The organism is Fibrobacter sp. UWH6 (genome assembly GCF_900142465.1).
GTDB lineage: Bacteria > Fibrobacterota > Fibrobacteria > Fibrobacterales > Fibrobacteraceae > Fibrobacter.
In genome coordinates this window covers 46,075-69,224 of the sequence record NZ_FRAX01000011.1, presented here as the reverse complement: position 1 = coordinate 69,224, position 23,150 = coordinate 46,075, and the positions used below count along the sequence as shown (strand labels likewise).

Sequence of the window (23,150 nt, the reverse complement as noted above, 5' to 3'; positions counted from 1 at the left end):
AAGTGAAAAATGCCAGTGAGGTAAAGAATGCGAAGAATGTGCGGGACTACAACAGTGTTTAACGCCCTCAAAAAGCCTAAATTTAGGGTATGAAGATTTTTTATTCGCTGGTATTAACGATGGCCTTGTTTTTTGTAGCGCTTGGCTGCTCCGAAAAGGAAACGGCGGGCAATGCCACGGAACCCAATACGATTGGCGAGATTGAATCGTCTAGTTCTGTGGCGGTGGTGCCGCAAAGTTCTTCAGAAGTTCATGAGATCATCTTCACCACAAAACCGTCTAGCGAAAATCTTCTCGGTAGAACAGTTGTGCGTGTTTATCAAGAAGAACAGGGTGCGCAAGGTACATGTACCGTGGGTGAAATCGTCTTTACTGCTGCGTTCAAGATTGTAGGCAGGGGCGTGCTTAGTTATTCAAGTGCCCAGTCGGTCGCTTCTTACGACATGTGTGATTCCCTATGGAAGGATATTTCTGAGGAATGCTTTGCTGACGATGCAATCTTGCTGGACGAAAATGAAAACTGTAATGAAAAATCTTTCGATGTCCTGTGTCGCATAGAACGGACTGGCGAACGTAATTTTGATCATGAACTTTCTGAATTTGAAAGACGCTTTGTTTCTGCTTGCGACAAGTTGGCTGACGCGAATTCTGGGAAACCGGCATCTGGACATTTTGAATCCGCCGTACTTCCCGATGTAGAATCTTCAGAAATTTCTAGCGGTTATGAGCCGATGGTAAGTTCCTCCAGTGAAGATCCTTTTTATGAAGAAAAGGAACCTTACAGTTCCTCAGCAAGATCCTATTCTATGGAAGAAATCTATGCGGAAGAAGGTTCCATGACTCCGGAAGAAATTCTTGCATCATACAAACCCGAAATAAAGGTTGATTCCTCTGCACATCAATATGGACATGGGGAACCCTGGTATGAAGTTATCTTTACGGGAGAACGAACCTTTGTTCATGAATACTATGATGAACATGGTTGGCGTGCGTGTGTTGTTTATGTGGATGAACCGCAAAATGGTCTTGAATTACATATTTTGGATGATGATTATATAGCCTCCTTCCAACAGTATTTGTCCTTGAATGATGGGGTCGTAAAATCTGTGGAACGCCTTTTAATTTCCTCCAATAATCATGAATTGGTTGATGAAGAATATGTCCCGAAATTTAGTAGCCAATGTGCAGAAAATGAGGGCGAATTGACAGACCATCTGCAGGACGATAAATACAGATATTGGACCTGCGATAGAATTTTAAAGCCTTCTGTTTCTGCGAAGCATTATCTGTACGAACGTGCGCTGGAACTGAAAACCAATTGTGCGGAATAAGAAAGTTTTTTTCGTGTCTAAACTCTAGACAGTCTTTAATTTATTGATTTGTTGCCGGAAATACCTACTAGGTTGTTAAAATAATTTGAAAAATATATGTTTGTAACATATGGAATCTAATGTTCATAATCTGCGTTCTTGGTCTGTTGCTTACAAAAATGCTCTTGAGAAATGGCGAGAGGAATCAAAATTTCTGTTTGATAATCCCGACGACGCTGAATTCATGGAGCATGCGTTTGAAAGGACCTCCGAAAAAGAACCATACAAGGAAAAGGAAATTTGGTAAGGTAAAATCAATCTCGGAATATTTTCTTTTGAAAATTCTAAGCAATTATGATTAGAAATATCATCCGAAAACTAATGGCCTTTGTTACGGCGTTTTTTGGACGGACAAGTCCAAGGTGTTTTCGGGTGTGTTTGCTTGTTTCTGGTCGGTTCAGCATATTGCCTGTGCCTATGGTACAGACGATGGCTTAGAATGTGACGATGATTGTCTTTACGATCCCGTAGTCGATACAGTTGCCACGTTGGGTGATTTACCACCTTGTGGCTATATCGGAAAGAATGACGATCCAACGTCTGAAGAATGGATGGAAATGTGGCTGTTCGTTACCGAGGATAACGGTTGTGAAAATGTAGGGACGAACCGCTACGGATTCAACGCCGTTCCTGCTGGTAGTTATTTAGAAAAATCCGACGAACTTTCCCTTCTAGGACACTTGACCCGTTTTTGGTCAAACGATAACTACCGTGGTAAAATCGTGGCGGAATCCTGGATTATGGATTTTGGGGGCGGTAATTCCTTCGGAAACGAAACTGCAAATCCCGATTGGCGAATATCCGTCCGTTGTATAAAGGATATGGAATGAGAAACTTTTGTGGCGAAAATGTTTAGAATGTAATTGAAGAAAATCGTGTTTTATTACATTTAGAATGAGGCTCAATTATGAAGTTTGGTTTTTGGAAAAGTTTGATGACTGCTTGCTTGGCGACTTTTGCCACGTCGGCATTGGTTGCTTGTGGCGGTGACTCCAGCTCCTCTGCGGAATCAGGAATTTCCAGTGATTCCGGCCCGAGCGAAGAAGAAATTGCCCAGCGTTGCTATGAAAAGTTCGGTACGACGGAAAACGATACCTGGGCCGAAACCCTTTCGGGAAACGAATTCATGAGCAAGCAGGTTTGCGAAAGCATTTCGGAATACATGAGCTACCAGCTTGCTTTCTATGCAAGGTGCACCTCTGCGGATTATAATTCTGCAAAGAACCGCTTCGATATCGAGGTCATTACAGAACAGAGGTATATGCATATCTGGGCGGAGATGGATGGTTGCAGCTATAAGCTGGGTACCGATGGTGACATGGAACCGCTTATTGCCAAGGGTCGCCAGTGGACTTTGGATGACTGCCTTTGCAAGGAAAATGCTGAAAAGACTCTCTATCGAGAAATCAAACCCGAGGAAAAGGTGGAGTCATCTAGCTCTTCCGAGAACGTGGAATCCAGTTCTTCTAAGGATGTATCCTCCTCCAGTGTCCTGAACGGCAGTGCCGGAGTTGAAGGATCCAGTTCCTCTATCGAAAAGGTCTCCAGCAGCAGCCAGCCTGCAGTAGGCGAATTTGTGAAGATTGGCAACCAGGAATGGATGACTAGGAATCTCGATGTAGATGTAGAAGGAAGTTCCTGCTACAACGACAAGCCGGAAAATTGCGAAAAATATGGTCGCATTTATACATGGTCCATGGCCATGGACATTGACATTTCCTACGACAGAAAGAAGTACGGTGAGACTAAGGAACCTCACCAGGGAATTTGCCCCGAAGGTTCACACTTGCCAAGCCATGAGGAATGGAAGCAACTGAATGAATTCATCAAGGCAAATCCGGAATACCTGACCTATTTCCAGAACCAGTACGGCGGAGCCTACGATTACAAAGGTTTCTACAGAAGTGTCGGCTCCGAGGTGACTTTTATAAGTTCTACAGAATACGATGTATCTGGATCATCATCCCTCTACGAATATGCCTGGCTTTGGTACATTCACGACAACCACATCTATTTTTATAAAGATAACGGTCATAAATACACTGGCGCCTATGTCCGTTGCGTAAAGGGCGAACTCTCTCCCAACACAGTTCCGTCCTCGTCATCTGGCAATGCCACGCCGGTTCTCGAAGTAGCCGAAGGCTGTAACGACTATGGCTACAACAGCAACTGGGAATACCTGAATCCGGATGTGGAATACGGCTGCATCTTTGACGAACGTGATAGCCATTATTACAAGACTGTCTATGTGGGCGATCAGCTGTGGATGGCCGAAAACCTGCGCTATGAGGCTGCCGTCGGTAGTTCCTGGTGCTTTAACGATGAACTAGACGAATTCGGCGATTGCAACGTGTATGGTCGTTACTATGGCGGCAACGCCATTGCTACAGACGACCCCATCTGCCCCGAAGGTTACCGTGTACCTAGCCAAAGTGATGTAAACAAACTTATTGAGTACATGAAGAATCAAGAAGCCGGTGTAGAAATTTTCATGGCAAAGACGAATCTGTGGGATCTGCCCAATGAAAATGCTTTTGAAGGAAACAATGCTACCGGACTTACTATGCTGCCGGGCGGCCTTCGTGGCTACGACAACGGACGTTTCTATGAGACCGGCGTTTACGCGGACTATACCCACCGATTCCACATGTGGTTAAGCGACAAGTATAACGGCCTTGTTGGCAACTATACCTTCTTGTTTAGCAACATTACCCAGTGGGGCGGCTCTTATTCCATTACTGATAAGGAACGTGGCTTCGGTATTCCCGTCCGTTGCATTAAGGAGTAGCTTTGAGTTACACCGGCGTCTTGCTTTTTTCGCCGGCGATTTCGCGAACCAGGCGAGGCACCAGATAGCCAGGAAGCTTGGTGCGGATTTCTTCGATAAGGGCCTTTGCCTTTTCGTCGCTGACTTCGTAGTGGGCAACGCCCTTGGCGTGGTCCAGCTGGTGCAGGTAGTAGGGGAGGACGCCCTGCTCAAAGAGCTTACGTGAAAGCTTGGTCAGGGTGTCCGCGTTGTCGTTTACGCCCTTCAGCAGAACGCTCTGGTTCAGCAGCGTCCAACCGCTGTATCTCAGCTGACCGAAAATTTCCATGCTGCTTTCGTCCAGTTCGTCGGGATGGTCCACATGGCTTACCAGCACGCAGTCAAATCGGGCGGGGAGGTCTCGCAGGAATTCGAAGTGCTGCTGCACCAGGTCGGGGCGCATTACGGGCAGACGGCTGTGGATGCGTAATGTTGTTACGCTGGAGTGGTCTGCGATGGACTCGACCAGGGCCTCGAATGATTTGGGGCTCAGCATCATTGGGTCGCCTCCAGACAAAATCACTTCCCAGATATCGGTGTGTGTGTCCAGCCAGGAGCCGACCTCGGCTGCAATATTCGGAGAACCTTGGAAGGGGTAGTTCCTGCGGAAGCAGAACCTGCAGCGGACACCACAAGTGGCGGTCGTTACGATAAGGGCTCTGCGGTCGTATTTCTGGATGACGCATTCGCTCTTGCCTGCGTCCAAGTCGCCGACTGGGTCCATGACGAAGCCGGGAATGTCGGCATATTCCTCTTTCGTGGGGAGCACTTCCCGCAATAGGGCCGCCGGTTCCTTGGCGTTCTTGATCAGGTCTGCGTAATGCCTGGAACAGCAGAAAGGGAACGAGGGGGCGTGGTCCAAGTTGGCCAGATAGGGCGTATTTGCAATCAAAGTCGCAAAATCCAGGCCTAAATAGTCCAAAAAGTCAGAAATTTGTGTGAATACAAAAGCGGGGTGTTCCATTATATTACTAAATTTAGAAACATAAAACACAAAAAGAGGATAATATGGGTACTGTAAGCACCAACGAATTCCGCAAGAAGCTCAAAATCATCGTCGACGATCAGCCGTACGAAATCATTGAAAACCAGTTCGTGAAGCCGGGTAAGGGCCAGGCTTTCAACCGCGTTCGTATCAAGAACCTGGTTAACGGCCGTACTCTCGAACGTACCTGGAAGAGCGGTGACACTGTTGAAGAAGCAGATGTGACCTTCACCGAAATGACTTATCTCTACAATGATGGCGAAACCTGGTTCTTCCTGGACAACGACACTCAGGAAACCATGGAAATCCGTAAGGAAAGCATGGGCGGCTGCGAAATTTGGCTCCTCGACGGTGCTACCGTTGAAGTGACCTGGTGGAAGGACCCGAAGTCTCTGGCTACCATCCCCGTCGAAGTTATTCCGCCGACCTTCGTTGACCTCATGATCATCGACGCTCCTCCGGCTGTCCAGGGCAACACCAGCGGTAACGTTCTCCGTGAATGCACCGTTGAAACTGGCGCTAAGGTCATGATTCCGCTGTTCATCGAAAACAACACCAAGATCCGCGTGGATACCCGCGACGGTTCTTATTTGGAACGTGCCAAGTAATTCGTCGGGATGGAAACCTCCGATAACTTGGCACTTCGTCAGGTAAGGAGAGCGTACTTTCAGACTGGATCTTGAGAAAAAAAGCCCCGTGATAAACGAGGGCTTTTTTGTTTAGGTTCAATTTTATGTGGTGGGGCTTGAGAGGTTATTTCAATGCGGTGCGGAATGCTTTGGCTACGGCATCCGGATTGTCGGATTTCAGCCAGCTTAGGGTTTCTGTTCCGCGATAGCTCCAGGCGAAGATGTTGTCGATGGCGGCCTTGCGGCTTTCTTCGACGGCGATGGCGAGGTCGTTTTCACGGCCTGCTTCGATTTGATAGGCCTTGATCCACATCTGCACGTCTTTGCCGAATTGCTTGGCGACGTCGGTCAACTTGCGGGCGGTTTCGGCGTATTTTTCGCGGACCCATTCCTCGGTAGCTCCCTTTTCCCAGTAAGGGTCGCTGGCCACTTCGTCTACGGATTCCAGTCGGGCCACCTTGCTCCAGTCATCAAGGCCTGCAGGGAACCAGGGGGGCAGCATGCAGACGCAGTTGCGCTTGCCGCGGGCGTGAACGTCTTCTGTCATTTCCTTCAGGAAGTCAATAAGGCTGTCTTCGCGGAACTGAAGGACGTCTCGGGCTTGATCCTGCTGCATTTCATCAAAGGGGGCGGCGGGCATATCGTAGCCGAAACGTTGGCGGAACTTGGCGCAGCAGACGGGGCAGCGGCAACTCCAGTTGCTGAGACCGCCCTTTTCGAAGTAGAAGTGGGGCTCATCCCAGAAGATGGTGTCTACGGCGGTGTTGCAAACGGTTTCAATCCACTTGTGCATGTATTCCCTGAACTTGGGATTGCTGGGACAGGCTGCAACCTTGGGTTTCCCGTCTAGAGCAACCTGGCACATACTGTGGTCGCGGGCGGTCAATTCCGAATAGGCTTCTCCGCCAAACACGCGGCCGATTCCCCAGGGGTTCACGTAGACCTTCAGTCCGAGGTTGGCGGAACTGTCTACGATTTCCTTCATGGTGCCGTAATAATACTGCTGGTCTTCTTCACTCCAGGTGTGGAGTACTGCGTTGAATCCTGCGGCCTTGATGTCGGCCATGTCGGCAAGAACATGCTTAGGGGAGCGCACGCCAAAGTAGCTTACGCCTTTTACTTTTACTTCCATCATTTTCTTTAAGGTCTGACTTTTTAAGTCGGATGAAAAAATCTAATTGTTACTGGCCCATTGGGGGGATCCGTTACGGACCAGGACTAACTCCAGTGTCTTGTGCCATTCTTCTTCGCTGACCGGCTTGCGGATCCAGTAGAAACCGTTTTCTTCGCAATCCTTGTCGGGGAGGGGCATGGAGTCGGGGACCAGTTCCACAATCCAGGATTCGGGGATGCCGTCGTGAAGTTTCTTGCTGAAAATCAGGTTTTCGGCCTTGGGGCGGTCGGCATGGTCCAACACGATGAGGGCCGGGGATTCGCCAATAATCAGAGCCGATTCCAGAAGGTTCGTGGCATCTTCGATGGTATTGCAGGTGTAAAGGGTAGCATCTTCGGACAGTTCATCGTGCTCCAGCAGCCAACGGAATGTCCATTGGCTCAGCTTATCCAAGCTGCCTGGTGAAGACGGTGAAATGAAAAAAATGTGACCCATTGGCTAAAATGTAAAAAAAGATAAAGCAAATTGTTCCGAAATTGGCGATTTTCCTCCGTAAAAACTACATTGTTATTGGAATCAGGTATGAGGGCGGAGCCTGCGGCTCCCTTCAGCGGTGAGCTATGAGCCGTGAGCTAGATAATCGCGCCAAAGGCGCCTTACTTTAACTCAATACACATTGCTCGCAGCTCATCACTCTTTAACCTTTAAGCTATTCACTCTTCATTGTTAATTGCTATGCTCGATCTTGGTGAATTTCGTTTTATTGACGCTCTTTTGAAGGATGCCGCCCCCCTGGAGGAACGTTCTCCCGGTAGCCGTACTTGGCTCGGGGTGGGGGATGATGCCGCCATTCTTGACGGATGGCTTGCTACCAAGGACCTTTCCGTTGAAAACACCCATTTCCGTCTTGATTGGTCGACGCCGGAACAGGCTGTAGAAAAGCATATCGTTTCAAATGTTTCGGATATTTCCGCCATGGGCGGGCGTCCCCGTATCGCCTTGCTGGGGCTTTGCCTGAATCGTCATTGGTCTGACGAAATCAAGACTAGAGTGCGTGTCGCCCTGGCCGAGGGTTTTGCCAAACGTGGAATTACCTTGATCGGGGGTGATACCGTTTCTGGCGAAGAGGGGGTGTTCTCCACAACACTTCTCGGCGAATTGGCCGGAAGTAAACCTCTTCTACGCTCGGCGGTACAGCCTGGAGATAACTTGTATGTAAACGGAACTCTGGGCAAATCTGCTGCGGGGCTCTGGCTTTTGATGAATCATCCGGAAGACCGCGAAAAATTCCGATCCCTGGTGGAGTATCATCTGGCTCCCCGTATTTGCGAGAGGGCGGGGGCTGAGTTGGTAGGTCTACTGAACGGTGCGTCTTGTGCCTGTATGGATATTAGCGATGGGCTTTCTTCGGAATTGAATCACCTGGCATTGGCTTCCAGGGTGTCTATTGAAATTGACGAACTTTCCCTGCCAATTGATCCTGAAGTGGTGAAAATGGCTGATTGTTATGGTGTGAACCCTCTGGATTTAGTCCTGAATGGAGGGGAAGAATACCAGTTGTTGTTTGCCAATTCCAGCCCAATAAGTATATTTAATGGATATAATGATGGATTAGGCAAGGTCTACAGGATTGGTGTTGCCCGTGAATGGTCCGGGAATGACAATGTCTGCATGCTTTGCAAGAATGGAGCTAAAATGCCTGTTAAACCGCAGGCTTGGTCGCATTTATGATAAATGGTACTAAAATGAATGTGGGTCAGCTGTTGCTGCGTCAAGGTGTGCTTGACGAAGATCAGTTGGCCCATGCCATGGCGGAACACAAACGCACTGGCCTTATGCTCAGTAAGATTCTTGTTCGACTGGGCATGGTTAGCGAAGATACGCTAACGAGCATTTTGGGTGTGCAGATGCAGTCTTCCACCAAGATGCGTATTGGTGAAATGCTGATCGCTCAAGGTTATATCACCGATGAACAGCTGAACAAGGCTCTAGAAACTCAGAAGACCACAGGTAAGCGTCTAGGTCGTACCTTGGTGGATCTGGGCTTTATGCCCGAAGAACGTCTTATTGAAATTCTTTCTAGGCAGTTCGAAGTTCCTTACGTAAAGCTGGATACGTTTAGCATTGACTCCGAGGCCTACACTTACCTGCCTGAAGATATGTGTAAGCAGTACAAGGTATGTCCTTTGTACATGCAGAAGGGTGAAGACGGAATGGGTCAGGCCCATAGCATCCTGACACTTGCTATGACGGACCCCACCAACATGCGTACCATTAGCATCATCAAGTTCAAGGTGAAGATGGACGTGGACGTGGTGATGGCTTCCGATGCCGATGTGCAGAAGGCCATCGAACGAGTCTATGCTGGCCATGGTGGCGGCACCGAAGAATCTTTGGCAGACCTTATCGGTGATTCCAAGGATGGTGAAGAACTTGAGACCGTGGAACGCGGTCAGGGCAACCAGGAAGAAGAACTGAGTGACGAAGAAGGTCGCCAGGTCGTTAAGATCGTGACCACCTTGATTCACGAAGCTATTGCCCGTAAGGCTTCCGATATTCACCTGGAACCTCAGGAAACCTTCCTGAAGCTCCGCTATCGTATTGACGGTGACCTGCAGGTCATGTCTCCTATTCCGGCTCGTCTGATGCCGCAGATTTTGTCCCGTATCAAACTGCTTTCCAAGATGGATATTGCTGAAAAGCGTAGACCCTTGGATGGTCGTTTTACGGTGCGATACAAGGGTTCTGAAGTTGACCTTCGTGTGTCTTCATTCCCCATCTCTCTCCGTAAGCGCGGTGTCTGCGAAAAGATCGTTATGCGTATCTTGAACCCCAACTCCGGTCAGTTCCCGCTGAAGGATATGGGCTTCGATCCTCGCGTGCTCAAGCAGTTTATCGACGCTATTAACGCTCCTAACGGCATTGTGCTTGTTACTGGTCCTACGGGTTCCGGTAAGTCTACTACGCTTTACGCATCTATTGGTGAAATTCTTGATAGTACTATTAACATTTCTACCATGGAAGACCCTGTGGAATTGAATATCGACGGCGTCAACCAGGGGCAGATCAACAATGCGGCCGGGTTTACGTTTGCCGCGGGCATTCGTGCCTTGCTCCGTCAGGACCCTGACGTGATCATGATCGGTGAAATGCGTGACCAGGAAACTTCTTCAATGGCTATCGAAGCCGCATTGACGGGTCACTTGGTCTTTAGTACGTTGCATACAAACGATGCTGCTGGTGCATTCCCCCGTTTGCTGGAAATGGGACTGGAACCCTTCCTTGTGTCTACCGCTATCAAGGGCGTGTTGGCTCAGCGACTTGTGCGTCGTATCTGTAAGTTCTGTAAGGAACCGTATGAAATTTCCGAATCCCTCCGCGAAGAATTGCACTTGTCTCCGGATATGCAGTTCTATCATGGTAAGGGTTGCGATAAGTGCGACGGTTCTGGTTACAAGGGTCGTGCGGGTATCTATGAATTCCTGGTGCCTAACGAATCTGTTCGTAACTTGATCATCAAACGTTCTTCCGGTGACGTGATTAAGCGCGCCGCTATGCAGGAATGCGGAATGATTACGCTTCGTATGGATGGTATTTCCAAGGCTCTGCAGGGTATTACAACTCTGGAACAGGCTCTGGGTGCATCTACTGCCGACGATTAATAGTTCCGTAGATGTATTGCAAAACTTAGATGTCGGGACCCATGGGTCTCGACATTTTTGCTATCTTGCGAGTCCTAAAAAGTCAGGAGAGGTAAATGGCAAATATTGTGGACAATGGTGTGTTGGACCGGGAACTGAATCCGGAACAGGCTGCTGCAGCCAAGAAAATCCAGGGACCCATGCTGATTCTCGCTGGTGCTGGTTCGGGAAAAACCCGTTGCATTACCTATAAGATAGCCCATCTCGTTTCTGCCCACAATGTGGAGTCCGATCGTATTTTGGCGGTGACCTTTACCAATAAGGCCGCTCGCGAAATGAAGGAACGTATTCACAAGCTTCTGGATTGCAGGATGAGCTTCAGCTGGATGGGAACTTTCCATTCTGTTTGTCTTCGTCTGCTGAAACTTTGCCTGTCCAAGGAATCCGTAGTGGCCGCTATGGCCGGCTCGGGGGGTAGGTGGTACGACGGTAACTTCTCCATTTATGACGATGATGATCAAAAGCGTATCCTTAAAGAAATTCTTAAGGCTGACGGTGATGAAAATGTGGAAGCCGCTGATGTAAAAAAGGCTCACGCCGCCATTTCCAAGTTCAAGAATTCTATGATGGTGGTAGGGAACAGTACCTTGTTGCAGACTCCGGAAGTGGCTCGCAACAATGCTCAGTACCCTGACGAAGAAAAGTACGCCCGCTATTATACGGAATACCAGAAGAAACTTCTGGAATCCAATGCCATGGACTTTGACGACTTGCTGTTCAATACGGTGCTCATGCTGCAGAAGTTGCCCAATTTGGCGAATCAGCTGGCTACCCGTTTTCAGTATGTGGTTGTGGATGAATATCAGGATACCAACGATGTGCAGTATGAACTGCTGAAGTTGCTGATGAATGAACAGCACAATGTGACTGTGGTGGGCGACGACGACCAGAGTATTTATGGCTGGCGTGGTGCCAACATCAAGATCATCCGTAATTTCCATCGCGACTTTGCTCCGGTGACAATCGTCAAACTGGAACAGAACTACCGATCCACATCGAATATTGTCAGAGGCGCAGGGTCTGTGATCGCTCACAATATCCGTCCGCAGGAAATGCAGAAGAACGTGTTTTCCAAGCAGGAGGCGGGTGAGCTGATTCATGTTCGCCACTTTATGGACGATCGCTCCGAAGCTTCTGCCATTGCCGATACTATTGCCAAGGCCGGTCCTGAATCGTATGCCAAGACTGCGGTCTTCTATCGAACAAATTCCCAGTCCCGTTCTCTTGAAAAGGCTTTGAACGATCGACGCATTCCTTCTGTGATTTTTGGTGGAACGCGATTCTGGGACCGCAAGGAAATCAAGGACATTATTGCCTATCTGCGCGTATTGGCCAACGAACGTGATGACGCCGCCTACCTCCGTGTTATCAATACGCCTCCTCGTTCCATCGGTAAGACGACTGTGGAAACGGTCCTGGAAAAGGAACGTAATGGGGAAGGTTCCTTCTGGGAAAATCTGCTGGCCGAAGCCAATGGCCTTGGACGTACGGCTCCCAAACTTAAGGGATTTACAGACTTGGTTCTCGGTTGGAAGGCTTTGGTGGCCGCAGGCGAGACTCCGCTGCCCATCCTTGCCGAAAAGATTATCAATGACGTTGGCTATAAGGAATTCCTCCGTAAGGAAGATGAGATTACTGCTGACGAAAGAATCGCTAACTTGGATGAAATGGTTAACGCCATCCGTGAATTCGATGAAGAACATCCCGGTGCTACTTTGGATGCGTTCCTCCAGGATATTTCCCTTTTGACAGATGGCGACAAGAAGGTGGATTCTTCTAAGGGACAAGTTACCCTTATGACGATTCATATGGCCAAGGGCCTGGAATTCAATACGGTTCATATTGCGGGTTGCGATGAAGAAATTTTCCCGTTGATCCGAATGTCTTCCATGATGTCTGGATCCGAGATGAATGAACAGATGGAAGAGGAACGTCGACTGTTCTATGTGGGATGTACCCGAGCCGAAAAGAAGCTGTTCCTGTATCATGCGGAACGCAGGTTCTTCCAGGGGAATATCCGTCCCTTCGCCCCGTCCCGCTTCCTCAAGGAATTGGATCCGTCTGTTGTAGATTTTGTACCGTGTGAAGATTTCGGATTTGGTGGCGGTTTCAATAGCTTCAATCAGGATTACTCTCAGGGTGGTGGCTTCAGGGCTCCTCGCATGGGAAATCCTCCTCCGCCCATTCCTCGTCGTCCGGGAGCCTCTGGTAGCTTTGGCAGTCGTCCCAGTTCCGGTAGCTTTGGTGGCCGCAGTTCCGCACCTTCTAATTTCGGTTCACGCGGCTTTAGCGGTGGATTCAGTCGCCCTGGCGCTGTTCCCGATTCCATTCGCAAGAACGATAAGCGCATTGTCTACCGCAATCCGGTTTCTGTTCCCAAGCCTGCTCCTGCGGCACCCGCAGGCCCCCGTGTGGTGTACGACGAATTCAGCGAGAATCCGTTCCACCAGGGAGCAAAGGTTCGCCACATCAAATACGGTATCGGCGTGGTTCAGAAATCCTACGGAACTGGAGACAACGCCCGAGTGGACGTCCGCTTTGGAGACGGTGTCACGAGAACCATTATCCTGAAGTACGCATCGTTGGAAGTGGTCTAGAGGGTGAACGATTAACAGTTAATAGTGAAGAGTGAAGAGTGGATGGTGGGCTGTGAGGGTGTGTCATCCCGAGCGAAGTCGAGGGGTCCAGGGACTTAGATACGAATTATGAGTTAAAGTAAGGCGCCTTTGGCGCGATTATCTAGCTCACGGCTCACAGCTCACTGCTGAAAGGAGCCGCAGGCTCCGCCCTTCTCACTCTTTTTACCGTCTACTACCGCCTTCCAACCGTCTACTTCCTACTACCTACTATCTACTTTTTTCTACATTGTTCCTGTATTTGATAAAAAAGAGGCTTTTATGCTTGAACGTGAAGAAGTATTGAAATTGGCTAAGCTTTCTCGCCTGAGTGTTTCTGAAGAGGAAATTCCGGCTCTGAAGGGTCATCTTGACAAGATGCTGAACCAGATGGAAGCTTTGAAGGCATTGAACCTTGCCGATGTCGAACCTATGACTGGTGTCGAAAATGGTGCTACCATTCTTCGCGAAGATGTTCCCATGCAGGGTTTCACCCTGGAACAGGCTTTTGCAAACGCTCCGGCCGTAGAAAACGACCACTTTGCTATTCCCAAGGTCATTGGCGGTTAATCTCTTCGATTTTTAGTCTATGACCGTGCATTGCATAGTTCCTGCCCGCATGGGGTCGTCTCGTTATCCCGGGAAACCCCTGGTCAAGATAGCTGGCAAGGAAATGATTGTACGCACCTTGGAACGGGCCCGTGATGCGGGCTGTTTTGGGACGGTGGTCTGTGCTACTGATTCTGAAGTCATTGCCGATGTAGTGACTAGGGCTGGTTTTGAATGTGTCATGACCGGTCCTGCCCAGACGGGGTCTGATCGTGTGGCTGAGGCCGCTTGCAAGCTGGGACTTGACCTTGTGGTAAACTTGCAAGGGGATGAACCGCTTGTGGAGCCTGCTTTGCTGGCTCAGGTGGCTAGGGAACTGGAATGTCATCCTGATTGCTGGGTGACGGTTGCCTGCCCCCTTGATCTTGCCGAACATCACTTGAACACCGTGGTGAAAGTCCTGGTGAAAGATGGTGTGGCTCTTGATTTTACCCGTGATGTAGACGAGCGATGTCTCGCCACAGCAGATCAGTTATCTGCGGAGTGGTTCCAACATCAGGGTGTATATGCTTATTCTCGGGCTTCCCGCGATGAATTCGCAGCTCTTCCTCAATCCAGCGTTGAATTGGAACGCTCTTTGGAACAGATGCGTATTATTAATTGCAGGACCATACGCATGGTTAAAAGTCCTTATATCTCCATTTCTGTAGATGTACCATCGGACGTGGCTGCCGTAGAGGCTCGTCTAGTCCCTTGATTTTTTAGATTCAGACCCTCGCCTTACGAGAGTTCTTATGAACGGACCAGAAAAAAAGATGGTTTTTCTGTCTTTTGTCCTTTTTGTCATGGGAATCGTTTACCGATTCTTGCCTTGGGGACTTCCTTCGATCGATACGTTCCAGGTCGGAGATCCTGTTGTCATCGCGAATGTTGAAGATTCAACTCATAGGGAATTACGCGGAGACCCGGTTGAAAAAACGGTTTTTGTTGCAGACAAAATAAAAGACAATTCTCAAAAAATGTCCAAAAAGAAGCCGCCAAAAGTTCAATTTCCCATACCGATCAATTCGGCGGATTTAGATATGCTTTGTGCCTTGAAGGGGGTTGGTCCGAAGCTTGCCGAAAAGATTATTGCCCAAAGAGAGTCCTCAGGCCCCTTTAAAAGTGAAAAAGACCTGAAAAAAGTGCCTGGAATTGGCAAGAAAAAGTTGGAGACCATACTGCAAGGGGTAATTTTTGATTAATTTTTTAAATGGAAAACTTTTTGTAAGTCATTGATAGTATGAGTGATAAGAAATTATACATGGGTATCGAGGTGGCTGACGCCTCCCTGAAAGTTGCCGTTTTTGATGTGGATGAACGCCGCGTTCTGAAGACAGCTATTCTCGAGACTGAAACCAGCCCTCTGGATGACGTTTTTGCTTTTGAATCCGTCCTCGAAGGTTGGATGGAATTTGCGAAGATTGAATCCGTAGATGCAGTTTCGGTTACCGTTCCTGCATTCAGGTCTATTGTCCGTCAGGTGTTTGTTCCGGCTGAGGCTGCCAAGACTCTGGACGAATACCTGAAGTGGTACGTTTCCCTGATTACGAATGCTGATCCTGGTGCCTATATCATCGATTACCAGGTCTTGAGCGGAAGCGAATCGCTGGGCTTTACCGTCATGCTGATTGCGGTCCGCCACCAGTGGGTGGACAACATGCGCAAGGGCTTCCGTAACAAGTCCCTCGCACCGAAGTCCCTGGACGTGGATGTTCTTTCTGTAATGAACCTGATGGCCTTTGCAGAAAACATGACTGAACTGGAATGCGTTATTAAGGCTGACTACGCCGGTGTGACGCTGATTTGGCTCACCAAGGATAATCTGCAGGCCCTGCGTTGTGTCTCTACTCTTCCCCTGGTAAACAAGACTAAGGAAGAAGCTTACAAGATCCTTGTCGAGGGCATTGTCGAACAGATTAAGGTTGCCCAGGAAGAAAATTCTGCCATTGTCACCAAGAATGTCAATCTTTGCGGTGAAATGGCTCTGGACCCCGAATTCATGGTATGCCTCAGAAGGGCTCTTCCGGATTGTCTGCTCACATCCATGGATTCTTTCTCCAACATTAGACTTCCGGTGGAAGCTGAAGATTCCGCTGCCGTATTGAGTTGCGCCGGTGCCATTGGTGCAGCCCTTTACGCATTGGAGGGTGTATGATTCATTTGAACTTGATTGATGCCGCTGAACGACTGACTGTGGTCGAGTCCGTTTCTCCGGTTCACGTTACCAGTATCGACGAACTGAAGAAGAAGAGCCGCAAGAAGGCTCTTACGGTTGCCGTTGCCGCTCTGTTTGCCATTGTTGCTTTCAGTGCCTTCCTCAGCATTTGTGGCGTTCCCGCTCCTCTGCAGGGTATTTTCCCCGAGGCTTACTTGTCTCTGATTGGTGCCGAAGATGCAAGCCGCACCGCACTTGTCATGGGCAACGGACAGCGGACTTCCGCAGGTGGTTCGTTGGAAGCACAGGCTGCTGCACAGGCTGCCGCCCTGCGTTACCGCGACAATATGACCGCCAAGCAGGTCGTGGGTGAAATCAATCCTCAGGCTCTGTTTAACAACAAACGCACGGATTACAATTCCTACCTGCCTCTCGAAAAGGTTTCCTTCCAGAAGTCTTCTCTGGGTCAGTTCGTTGCTTTCATGAATTCGGCAACTCCCGAAGACGTGGGCTTCTCTGACTGTATCTACCAGGCTCCCAACTACTTCTACGTTCGTGGTGTGGCTGCTAAGCCTGCTTCTCAGCGCAGCTTCCTGGATCGCATCAAGACGGTTAGCTCCAACTTTAGGACTCCGCCTCTGCCGGAAAACGCTCCTGCAACCGACATTACCGCCTTCGGTCAGTACAACGTAGAGAATGTTAACCTGAATTCTGTCAACAAGTTTGTTTCCGCTGCTGAAGTTGCCAACGAAGTCAAGGCTATAAAGACCTTGGGCTCTACCAACAAGGTAACGTTCAATGGATTCGAAAAGCCTGTTGTTGAAGATTTCGGTGTCTACAAGCGTTTTACCTATCAGGTAACTACTTCTGCTGACTTTAGCGATCTGCAGGCATTTGTCGCTGCCTTTAGCGCATCTCCCATCCGCATGGGCGTTCCGTCTGTAGAAATGAAGTTTGCAAGAAAGGACTTGCTGACTGCCATTCGTTTCGAAATGTTCGTGATTCCGTAATTGGGTTGAACTCATGCCCATTCGCATCACAGGTGGAAATCTGAGGGGACGCAATGTTCCCTCTCCGGACACATCAAAAACTAGACCTACAGCCTCCCGCACGAGGGAGGCCCTCTTTAATATTCTTCAGGGCGTAGAAAATTTCCGTATGCTGGATCTGTTTGCGGGAACCGGTATCATGGGAATCGAAGCCTTGAGTCGTGGCGCCGCCAGCGTGATTGCTGTAGAAATGGCTCATGTGCAAGCCCGCCTGGTGCAACAGGCTTACAAGGCCTTGAATCTTGAATCGAAGTTGACTTTGCTGGAAAGCAATGCCCTGACTTTGTCCAAGGAAACCTTTTGCAAGGAAGAAGGCTTTGACCTGATTTACGCCGATCCTCCTTTCAAGAATATGGATTACCCGGATTTGCGCCCTTTCGTTGATTGGCTGAATCCTGGTGGCGTGGCGGTGTTCGAGGCTCCCACCAAGAATTTACCGGCCTGGGTCAAGGAATCCGAAGAAGCGGGTGAGGCCTCTGTCCGAAAGTATGGCGAATCCTCCCTGGTCATTTTCCGCAAGGCTCTTTAATTGGGGTAGAAATGTCCGAGAAGAATGTTGCTACATCTAGAGTGGCGGTCTTTGCGGGATCCTTTGATCCCTTTACTTTAGGTCATTTGGATATCGCAGAAAGGGCCTGCAAACTTTTTGATGAATTGTGGATACTGCTGGCGGTAAATACCTCCAAGAAGTATATGCTGGCTGGAGACTGCCGTGAATCTCTGGTACGGGAAGCTGTTGCCCATTTGCCCAACGTAAAGGTGGCTTCCTACGAAGGTCTTACTGTAGACTTCATGAAGTCTGTCGGGGCCCAGTTCCTGGTTCGCGGAATCCGTAACGGTATGGACCTGGATTTCGAGCAGAGCGTCTCCTGGAACAACAAGGTGCTTTACCCGGATTGCGAAACCGTGCTGCTTTCCAGCAAGCAGGAACATCTGGCTATTAGCAGTACCGTGGTCCGTGAAATCGTAAAATGTGGAATCGCTGATACCGCTGAAGGTGTCGAGACTTTAAAGAAGTTCCTGCCCGAAAATGTAATTCGGTTTATCACAAAGTCAGCTGTGTGAATTTGCTATTTTTCGTAGTGAAAATTCTTTCGACAATTTATTGAATAGGTAATGTGAAATGCGACCGTTTAGTTTTTTGCCTAAGGTTTTGCGAGTTCTGCTCCTGATCAACGCTGGTGTTTTTGCCGCAGCCTTTGTTCTGGGGGGTGTGCTAGGCTTGCAATTGAACATTCCCGGTGTTGGACCGGGTAATCTTCGCGACTATATCACTTATTTTGGCGCCTATTTCCCCACGGTTCCGTACGAAGCCTGGCGCTATGTGACTTACATGTTCGTCCATGTGGATTTCTGGCATTTCCTGTTTAACATGCTGATGCTCTGGATGTTCGGTTCCGACGTGGTGGACATGATGGGTTCGAAACATTTTACGGGCATGTACATGTTCTGCGGAATTTTTGCTGCAGTGTTCAGCCTGGTTATGTGTGTACTGGGCCTGACCAATAATCCCATTATCGGAGCCTCTGGCGCCTTGATGGGGCTGTTCGTGGCCTACTATAAGTTCTTCCCCAACCGTGTGATTCTCATGTTCATGTTCTTCCCCATGCGAATCAAGTACGCCATGTGGTTTATGGTGGGTATCGACGTGTTCATGGCTCCCTCCGGAGATGGCGTGGCTCACCTGGCTCATTTGGGCGGTGTCGTTGGTGGCTTTATCTATATGCATTTTTACGAACGTGGCTTTGGCAAGATTGGTGGTCTTGCCGACAAGTTTGAACGCGCCGCCCGCAAGGCCCGCGGCCCTAAGTTCAAGATGAATGACGGTGGCCGTGCGGAATCCAGTCGCAGTTCCCGCAAGTCGGACGAACCCTTGGAAGGTGAAGTTTTCTATGTAGACGAAAACAAGCGCATGGACGAAATCCTGAAGAAGGTGAACGAAAGCGGAATCAATTCGCTGACGGACTCTGAACGTAAATTCCTTCTGGATGCAAGCGAAAAGCTTCGCCGCCGTCGGTAGTTTTAAAAATGCGGGTCTCTGTACCCGCCTTGTTTTTTAAAGGTTGAACGAACTCATATGACTAAAAAAATTCTTGGTATTGGAGCTGCCCTGGTTGATGTCTTGGCCAATGTCAGCGAAGAATGGATGGCTGCACAGGGTGTTCAGAAGGGTGGCATGAATCATGTGGATTGGCCCCAGATGGAAAAGTTCCTGGGCGAGTTGAAGAATCCCATTCGCGTTCCTGGCGGTTCTACCTGCAATACCATGGTGGGTATTTCGAAGCTGGGTGGCGATTCCGCCTTTATTAGCCGCGTGGGTGATGACGAACTGGGTCGACTGTTCCAGAATCATCTGAAGTCTCACAATGTGGAAAATCGTATGGGTCTTTCTGACGTGGCTACGGGTTGCGTCTTTAGCGCGGTGACTCCCGATGCCCAGCGTTCTATGTGGACTTTTTTGGGTGCGTCTAACGATATGAAGTCTGAGGATTTCTGCCCGGAACTGTTTGATGGCGTCTCCCTGATTCTTGCGGAAGGTTATAGCGCCTTCGATACCGAAAATTTCAAGAAGTGCTTTACCTTGGCCCGTTCCCTTGGTGTTGAAACCGCTCTGGATTTCAGTTCCTTTGGGGTGGTGGATGCCTGCCGCGGCTTGTTCGATGAACTCTTCGAAAAGAAGATGATCGATATCGTGATTGCCAACGAAGACGAAGCCTTCGCCTATGCCGGTGTCAAGGAAGAGGCCGCTCTTGAAGTTCTTGCCAAGAAGGCCAAGGTGGCTGTGGTTAAGATCGGCAAGCGTGGCGCCTTGATTGCCAAGGACGGCGTGGTGACTCGTGTGGAGGCTGGTGCTGCCAAGGCCATTGATACCACCGGGGCAGGCGACCTGTGGGCTGCCGGTTTCCTTTATGGCTATATGAATGGCTGGGATATGGATCGTGCCGGTAAGTTGGGTAGTGTTGTTTCTAACGAAGTGGTGCAGGTCATGGGTGCCATGATTCCTGAAGAGGGGTGGAAACGCATTAAGTCAACGGAATTGTAGTCTTTTTTACGAAAATTCGGCTGATTTAATCACTCTTTGTAAAAGACAGTTTACGGACTGTCTTTTTTTGATATATCTTTAGTGGTAGTAAAATTGTGTTTTGGAGGCTAAAATGAATCTGGCCAAAAAAGTTTTGTTTGTTGGAATGCTGCTGGGTGTGTCTGCCTGGGCTGAAGAATCCATTTATGTTCGCAATGTGTGCGATACTTTGCTTCATAGTTCGTTTCCCAAGGTGACTTTGAAGATGGCCTATATGGATGAGACCTTGTGGAAAGGTAGCAAGGATTTGAAAACGGCTACTTCTGTCACGCAAACTCGTCATGAAGATATTTGGACTTTAAAGCCTTCTCGAAATACCAAGTACAATTTCCCGTATACGGTAACCGCTTCCTGTAGTGAAACTTATTTCAACGACTATAAGTATTACTCTTGGTTGAGTTCGAGTTCCTCTGGAAGGTGGGAGCAAGGTTCGAGTGACTATGCTACGGTTATTTTGGATATCCATGGCAATAAGATGAATGGTTATGATTCTACCAATACCAATAATCTTCTGGTGTTTGTGGAGGACGGCTTTCCTGAAGATGGATCTTATCGTTCTGGAGAAATTCTTGCGTCTAAAACCTATGAATTCCAGTTTGACTGGTGGTATGCTTCTGTAGCCTATTACCATGTCACTAGAAGGGATACTGTTGTTAAGGGTGGTGAGACCAAGGTGACTACCGCAGGTAAGTATTACTTTGGTGAAAGTGTTGGCATGGATTCTGTAACGGTTGTTGATCAGGCTAAAAAGGCTGTTGCAATTCCGGATTCAATTAAGGACGTGACATTGCAAGTAGTTCATGGCATATTCATGGACGAACGGAAGATCGGGTTGAGTAGTTCTACCGAAAATGAAGTTTCATCTTCTTCTCAGTCAGCAGAGCCTGCTTCCTCTGAAAATGAAGTTTCATCTTCTTCCCAGTCAGCGGAGCCTGCTTCTTCTGATGACGAATATGGTCTTACATCTATTGCAAACTTGAAGTCTGTTCCAAAATTCTCGGGAAGCCGTTTGCAGGTGCGCCGTCTAGATGGTTCCTTGGTTGCTCCTGGTGACGCCATGGTGCCTGGTGTTTACTATGTAAAGGGTGCCAATGGTATTTGGAAAAAGCAGATGGTTCTTCCGCGATAGTTCCAAAACTCAAATTCTTCAGTTTGCTATATTGTAAAACATGAAGAATTTGATTGCCTCTATTTTTGCAGTCGTCGTTCTTTCGGCGACTTTTCTTTTTGCCCAGGATTCCGCTGTGGTTGCACCTGTCGCCACTCCGGCTGAGCCTGCTGTTGTTGAACAGGCTGCTCCTGCAGAAGTTTCTGCCGAAGATGAACTGAAGCGTGAAATCGCTGTCCGTGATTCCGTGATGGCTGTTCGCGATAGTTCCTATTCTGTAGAAAGGGATTCCTTGAAGAAGGCTCTGGAAGTGGAACAGGCCAAGAGCGCCAACTGGGAAAAGAGCTACAATACTGCCAAGCAGAACAACGAAGTTTGCGCCCAGGCCTTGAGCGTTTCTATCGGCGTTAATGAAAAGAAGAAGGAAAAGGAAAATATGGACCGTCAGCAGGCCGCCATGATGACTTCTACTTCTTTTATGGGCGGTCTCGGTCTCGGTATGTTGCTGTTCTGGTTGATTTTCGACTAGAAATTTAAAGGGTGTCTGGAATGGTTCGTCTAAATTTTATCTTGATACCGCTGTTGCTTGCTGCGGGGATTAGCTGCGCCAAGAAGGGTGGCGATTCCCAGGAGACGTCTGTTCTTAGACCTCTTTCCCGAATTGAGCTGAAATCTGCCGAGATTTCTGCCTACATGCCTCAAAACAGGTTGCTGTTCTCTGTGGGCGATTCCAACAATATGGATGTCGTGGACTTGGCTGATCCGACGAAGCCTGTGGTTAAAAAAACATTCTCGCTTGATGGGGAAGCGACAAGTGTTTCTATTCATGGAAACTTGATTGCCTCTAGTTTGCTTGCGGACCCGGCTTGGGAAGATGGTTTTGTTGAGCTGATGCAGTACGTGGGGGAGCAACCTGAGGATTCGTCTGTGGTGGTGGGCGTCAAGAAAATCGGGACGTACAAGGTATGTAGTCATCCGGATATGATTACGTTTACCCCTGATGGAAAGGCGTTGCTAGTGGCTTGCGAAGGCGAACCTAGCGAAGATGGTAAAATCAATCCTCCTGGCGGTGTTGCCATTGTAAGTCTTGATGATGCCACCTTTATGGATATTTCTCCTGTGGTGACCGTGGTTCCTTTTGACGATGTGGATGTGGAACCGGAATACATTACAGTTTCTAAGGATTCTAAATGGGCTTGGGTCAGCTTGCAGGAAAACAACGCCATTGCCCGCATCGACGTGATCGGCAAGAAATTGGATGGCGTGTTTGATTTAGGCTATGTGGATCATTCCAAGGCCGGGTTTGGACTGGATGCCATCAAGGATGGCAAGATCCGTATTGAAAATGCGTTCATTAGGGGACTCCGTCAACCTGATGGAATTAAGTCCTTCGAAACGGAAAGTTCAACTTTTGTCGTGACAGCAAATGAAGGTGCCGATGTCAAGAATTTTGACGAATCAAAAATTTGCGGCAATGAAGAAATGTGCAAGGTGAAATTTGGCTCCCGTTCCATTAGCGTGTTTGATGGTTTTTCGGGTAAGTTGATTTGGGATTCCGGAGATGCCCTGGAAAGGGAATTTGCCAGAAAGTATCCCAAATATTTTAACTGGAATTCCAAGAAGGGAAAACGTAAGGCTGATGCCCGCAGCGATGATAAGGGCTGCGAACCGGAAAATATTGTAATCGGTACTGTAAATGGCCGCCGTCTAGCCTTCGTTGGATTGGAACGGATGAGTGGTGTTGCTGTTTTTGACTTGACCAGCATTGGCACGGAGCATGTTGCTCCGAAGCTTGTTGAATATACCATGGATCCTGAAGATCGCGGTCCTGAAGGTATGCTGTTTATTGATGAGAAGAACAGCCCCCTTGTGGGAACTCCCATTCTGATTGTCAATTACGAATACAGCAAGTCGCTGGTGATTTATACTATCAAGTAGTTCGGGT

22 protein-coding genes are annotated in these 23,150 nt (G+C 48.7%); 19 read left to right on the top strand and 3 right to left on the bottom strand.

Annotation, left to right across the window (positions count from 1 at the left end):
* The first annotated feature begins 89 nt into the window (after window positions 1-89).
* From BUB73_RS10330 to BUB73_RS10320, 3 genes are all read left to right on the top strand, one after another.
* Window positions 90-1,331 (top strand): hypothetical protein, encoded by a 1,242-nt coding sequence (locus tag BUB73_RS10330; protein ID WP_139259184.1) that lies wholly within the window; start codon window positions 90-92, stop codon window positions 1,329-1,331.
* A gap of 413 nt (window positions 1,332-1,744) precedes the next feature.
* Entirely contained in the window at window positions 1,745-2,200 is a 456-nt protein-coding gene (locus BUB73_RS16960) for a fibrobacter succinogenes major paralogous domain-containing protein (RefSeq protein ID WP_139259183.1), read from the top strand.
* A gap of 77 nt (window positions 2,201-2,277) precedes the next feature.
* Window positions 2,278-4,158: an FISUMP domain-containing protein gene (locus tag BUB73_RS10320; RefSeq protein ID WP_073285521.1), complete on the top strand. Its 1,881-nt coding sequence runs from the start codon at window positions 2,278-2,280 to the stop codon at window positions 4,156-4,158.
* Between the two features lie 7 nt (window positions 4,159-4,165).
* Here BUB73_RS10320 and BUB73_RS10315 read toward each other — a convergent pair whose 3' ends face one another.
* Window positions 4,166-5,140 carry a KamA family radical SAM protein gene (locus BUB73_RS10315; protein ID WP_073285516.1) on the bottom strand — a complete coding sequence of 325 codons (975 nt, stop codon included), beginning with the start codon at window positions 5,138-5,140 and terminating at the stop codon, window positions 4,166-4,168.
* A 44-nt stretch (window positions 5,141-5,184) separates the two neighbouring features.
* On the opposite strand from BUB73_RS10315, the gene efp reads away from it, so the two are divergent.
* On the top strand, window positions 5,185-5,769 hold the full coding sequence (gene efp, locus BUB73_RS10310) for an elongation factor P (protein WP_073161365.1): 585 nt from the start codon (window positions 5,185-5,187) through the stop codon (window positions 5,767-5,769).
* A gap of 145 nt (window positions 5,770-5,914) precedes the next feature.
* Here the strand turns inward: efp and BUB73_RS10305 are convergent, their stop codons facing one another.
* Together BUB73_RS10305 and BUB73_RS10300 are read right to left on the bottom strand one after the other, a co-directional pair.
* On the bottom strand, window positions 5,915-6,925 hold the full coding sequence (locus tag BUB73_RS10305; protein ID WP_249269281.1) for a hypothetical protein: 1,011 nt from the start codon (window positions 6,923-6,925) through the stop codon (window positions 5,915-5,917).
* Window positions 6,926-6,964: 39 nt separating this feature from the next.
* Window positions 6,965-7,357: a hypothetical protein gene (locus BUB73_RS10300; protein WP_101479365.1), complete on the bottom strand. Its 393-nt coding sequence runs from the start codon at window positions 7,355-7,357 to the stop codon at window positions 6,965-6,967.
* 282 nt (window positions 7,358-7,639) lie between these two features.
* Between BUB73_RS10300 and thiL the strand changes: the two genes are divergently transcribed.
* From thiL to BUB73_RS10225, 15 genes are all read left to right on the top strand, one after another.
* On the top strand, window positions 7,640-8,635 hold the full coding sequence (gene thiL, locus BUB73_RS10295) for a thiamine-phosphate kinase (RefSeq protein WP_073285511.1): 996 nt from the start codon (window positions 7,640-7,642) through the stop codon (window positions 8,633-8,635).
* Window positions 8,632-10,566 (top strand): GspE/PulE family protein, encoded by a 1,935-nt coding sequence (locus tag BUB73_RS10290; protein ID WP_249269280.1) that lies wholly within the window; start codon window positions 8,632-8,634, stop codon window positions 10,564-10,566. The genes thiL and BUB73_RS10290 overlap by 4 nt, the downstream gene beginning before the upstream one ends.
* A 95-nt stretch (window positions 10,567-10,661) precedes the next feature.
* A complete protein-coding gene (locus BUB73_RS10285) occupies window positions 10,662-13,202 on the top strand; it encodes an ATP-dependent helicase (RefSeq protein ID WP_073161362.1) in 2,541 nt (846 codons plus the stop codon).
* A gap of 300 nt (window positions 13,203-13,502) precedes the next feature.
* Window positions 13,503-13,790, top strand: coding sequence for an Asp-tRNA(Asn)/Glu-tRNA(Gln) amidotransferase subunit GatC (gene gatC / locus BUB73_RS10280; RefSeq protein WP_073161361.1), 288 nt, complete (start codon window positions 13,503-13,505; stop codon window positions 13,788-13,790).
* 19 nt (window positions 13,791-13,809) lie between these two features.
* Window positions 13,810-14,526, top strand: coding sequence for a 3-deoxy-manno-octulosonate cytidylyltransferase (locus BUB73_RS10275; RefSeq protein WP_073285509.1), 717 nt, complete (start codon window positions 13,810-13,812; stop codon window positions 14,524-14,526).
* 37 nt (window positions 14,527-14,563) lie between these two features.
* Window positions 14,564-15,013, top strand: coding sequence for a ComEA family DNA-binding protein (locus tag BUB73_RS10270; protein ID WP_073285507.1), 450 nt, complete (start codon window positions 14,564-14,566; stop codon window positions 15,011-15,013).
* Window positions 15,014-15,051: 38 nt separating this feature from the next.
* Window positions 15,052-15,966, top strand: coding sequence for a hypothetical protein (locus BUB73_RS10265; RefSeq protein WP_073285505.1), 915 nt, complete (start codon window positions 15,052-15,054; stop codon window positions 15,964-15,966).
* On the top strand, window positions 15,963-16,976 hold the full coding sequence (locus BUB73_RS10260) for a hypothetical protein (protein WP_073161357.1): 1,014 nt from the start codon (window positions 15,963-15,965) through the stop codon (window positions 16,974-16,976). The genes BUB73_RS10265 and BUB73_RS10260 overlap by 4 nt, the downstream gene beginning before the upstream one ends.
* Before the next feature lie 13 nt (window positions 16,977-16,989).
* Window positions 16,990-17,544 carry a 16S rRNA (guanine(966)-N(2))-methyltransferase RsmD gene (gene rsmD / locus BUB73_RS10255; protein ID WP_073161356.1) on the top strand — a complete coding sequence of 185 codons (555 nt, stop codon included), beginning with the start codon at window positions 16,990-16,992 and terminating at the stop codon, window positions 17,542-17,544.
* An 11-nt stretch (window positions 17,545-17,555) separates the two neighbouring features.
* Window positions 17,556-18,080 carry a pantetheine-phosphate adenylyltransferase gene (gene coaD, locus BUB73_RS10250; RefSeq protein ID WP_073161355.1) on the top strand — a complete coding sequence of 175 codons (525 nt, stop codon included), beginning with the start codon at window positions 17,556-17,558 and terminating at the stop codon, window positions 18,078-18,080.
* Window positions 18,081-18,138: 58 nt separating this feature from the next.
* Complete coding sequence (locus BUB73_RS10245) at window positions 18,139-19,035, top strand: rhomboid family protein (RefSeq protein WP_073161354.1); 897 nt, start codon at window positions 18,139-18,141, stop codon at window positions 19,033-19,035.
* A gap of 57 nt (window positions 19,036-19,092) precedes the next feature.
* Window positions 19,093-20,058 carry an adenosine kinase gene (locus tag BUB73_RS10240; protein WP_073285503.1) on the top strand — a complete coding sequence of 322 codons (966 nt, stop codon included), beginning with the start codon at window positions 19,093-19,095 and terminating at the stop codon, window positions 20,056-20,058.
* Window positions 20,059-20,170: 112 nt separating this feature from the next.
* Window positions 20,171-21,226 carry a hypothetical protein gene (locus BUB73_RS10235; RefSeq protein WP_073285500.1) on the top strand — a complete coding sequence of 352 codons (1,056 nt, stop codon included), beginning with the start codon at window positions 20,171-20,173 and terminating at the stop codon, window positions 21,224-21,226.
* 40 nt (window positions 21,227-21,266) lie between these two features.
* Window positions 21,267-21,734, top strand: a complete 468-nt coding sequence (locus BUB73_RS10230; RefSeq protein ID WP_073161351.1) for a hypothetical protein — start codon at window positions 21,267-21,269, stop codon at window positions 21,732-21,734.
* 20 nt (window positions 21,735-21,754) lie between these two features.
* Entirely contained in the window at window positions 21,755-23,143 is a 1,389-nt protein-coding gene (locus BUB73_RS10225) for a choice-of-anchor I domain-containing protein (RefSeq protein ID WP_073285493.1), read from the top strand.
* The last annotated feature ends 7 nt before the right edge of the window (window positions 23,144-23,150 follow it).

Bases quoted from the DNA above. Each gene is read 5' to 3' on its own strand.
- BUB73_RS10290 (WP_249269280.1), top strand. From the start codon at position 8,632: ATGATAAATGGTACTAAAATGAATGTGGGTCAGCTGTTGCTGCGTCAA.
- BUB73_RS10240 (WP_073285503.1), top strand. From the start codon at position 19,093: ATGACTAAAAAAATTCTTGGTATTGGAGCTGCCCTGGTTGATGTCTTG.
- BUB73_RS10305 (WP_249269281.1), bottom strand. From the start codon at position 6,925: ATGATGGAAGTAAAAGTAAAAGGCGTAAGCTACTTTGGCGTGCGCTCC.
- BUB73_RS10265 (WP_073285505.1), top strand. From the start codon at position 15,052: ATGAGTGATAAGAAATTATACATGGGTATCGAGGTGGCTGACGCCTCC.
- BUB73_RS10260 (WP_073161357.1), top strand. From the start codon at position 15,963: ATGATTCATTTGAACTTGATTGATGCCGCTGAACGACTGACTGTGGTC.
- rsmD (WP_073161356.1), top strand. From the start codon at position 16,990: ATGCCCATTCGCATCACAGGTGGAAATCTGAGGGGACGCAATGTTCCC.
- BUB73_RS10230 (WP_073161351.1), top strand. From the start codon at position 21,267: ATGAAGAATTTGATTGCCTCTATTTTTGCAGTCGTCGTTCTTTCGGCG.
- BUB73_RS10275 (WP_073285509.1), top strand. From the start codon at position 13,810: ATGACCGTGCATTGCATAGTTCCTGCCCGCATGGGGTCGTCTCGTTAT.
- BUB73_RS10285 (WP_073161362.1), top strand. From the start codon at position 10,662: ATGGCAAATATTGTGGACAATGGTGTGTTGGACCGGGAACTGAATCCG.
- thiL (WP_073285511.1), top strand. From the start codon at position 7,640: ATGCTCGATCTTGGTGAATTTCGTTTTATTGACGCTCTTTTGAAGGAT.
- BUB73_RS10330 (WP_139259184.1), top strand. From the start codon at position 90: ATGAAGATTTTTTATTCGCTGGTATTAACGATGGCCTTGTTTTTTGTA.
- gatC (WP_073161361.1), top strand. From the start codon at position 13,503: ATGCTTGAACGTGAAGAAGTATTGAAATTGGCTAAGCTTTCTCGCCTG.
- BUB73_RS10270 (WP_073285507.1), top strand. From the start codon at position 14,564: ATGAACGGACCAGAAAAAAAGATGGTTTTTCTGTCTTTTGTCCTTTTT.
- efp (WP_073161365.1), top strand. From the start codon at position 5,185: ATGGGTACTGTAAGCACCAACGAATTCCGCAAGAAGCTCAAAATCATC.
- BUB73_RS10315 (WP_073285516.1), bottom strand. From the start codon at position 5,140: ATGGAACACCCCGCTTTTGTATTCACACAAATTTCTGACTTTTTGGAC.
- BUB73_RS10245 (WP_073161354.1), top strand. From the start codon at position 18,139: ATGCGACCGTTTAGTTTTTTGCCTAAGGTTTTGCGAGTTCTGCTCCTG.
- coaD (WP_073161355.1), top strand. From the start codon at position 17,556: ATGTCCGAGAAGAATGTTGCTACATCTAGAGTGGCGGTCTTTGCGGGA.
- BUB73_RS10235 (WP_073285500.1), top strand. From the start codon at position 20,171: ATGAATCTGGCCAAAAAAGTTTTGTTTGTTGGAATGCTGCTGGGTGTG.
- BUB73_RS10320 (WP_073285521.1), top strand. From the start codon at position 2,278: ATGAAGTTTGGTTTTTGGAAAAGTTTGATGACTGCTTGCTTGGCGACT.
- BUB73_RS10225 (WP_073285493.1), top strand. From the start codon at position 21,755: ATGGTTCGTCTAAATTTTATCTTGATACCGCTGTTGCTTGCTGCGGGG.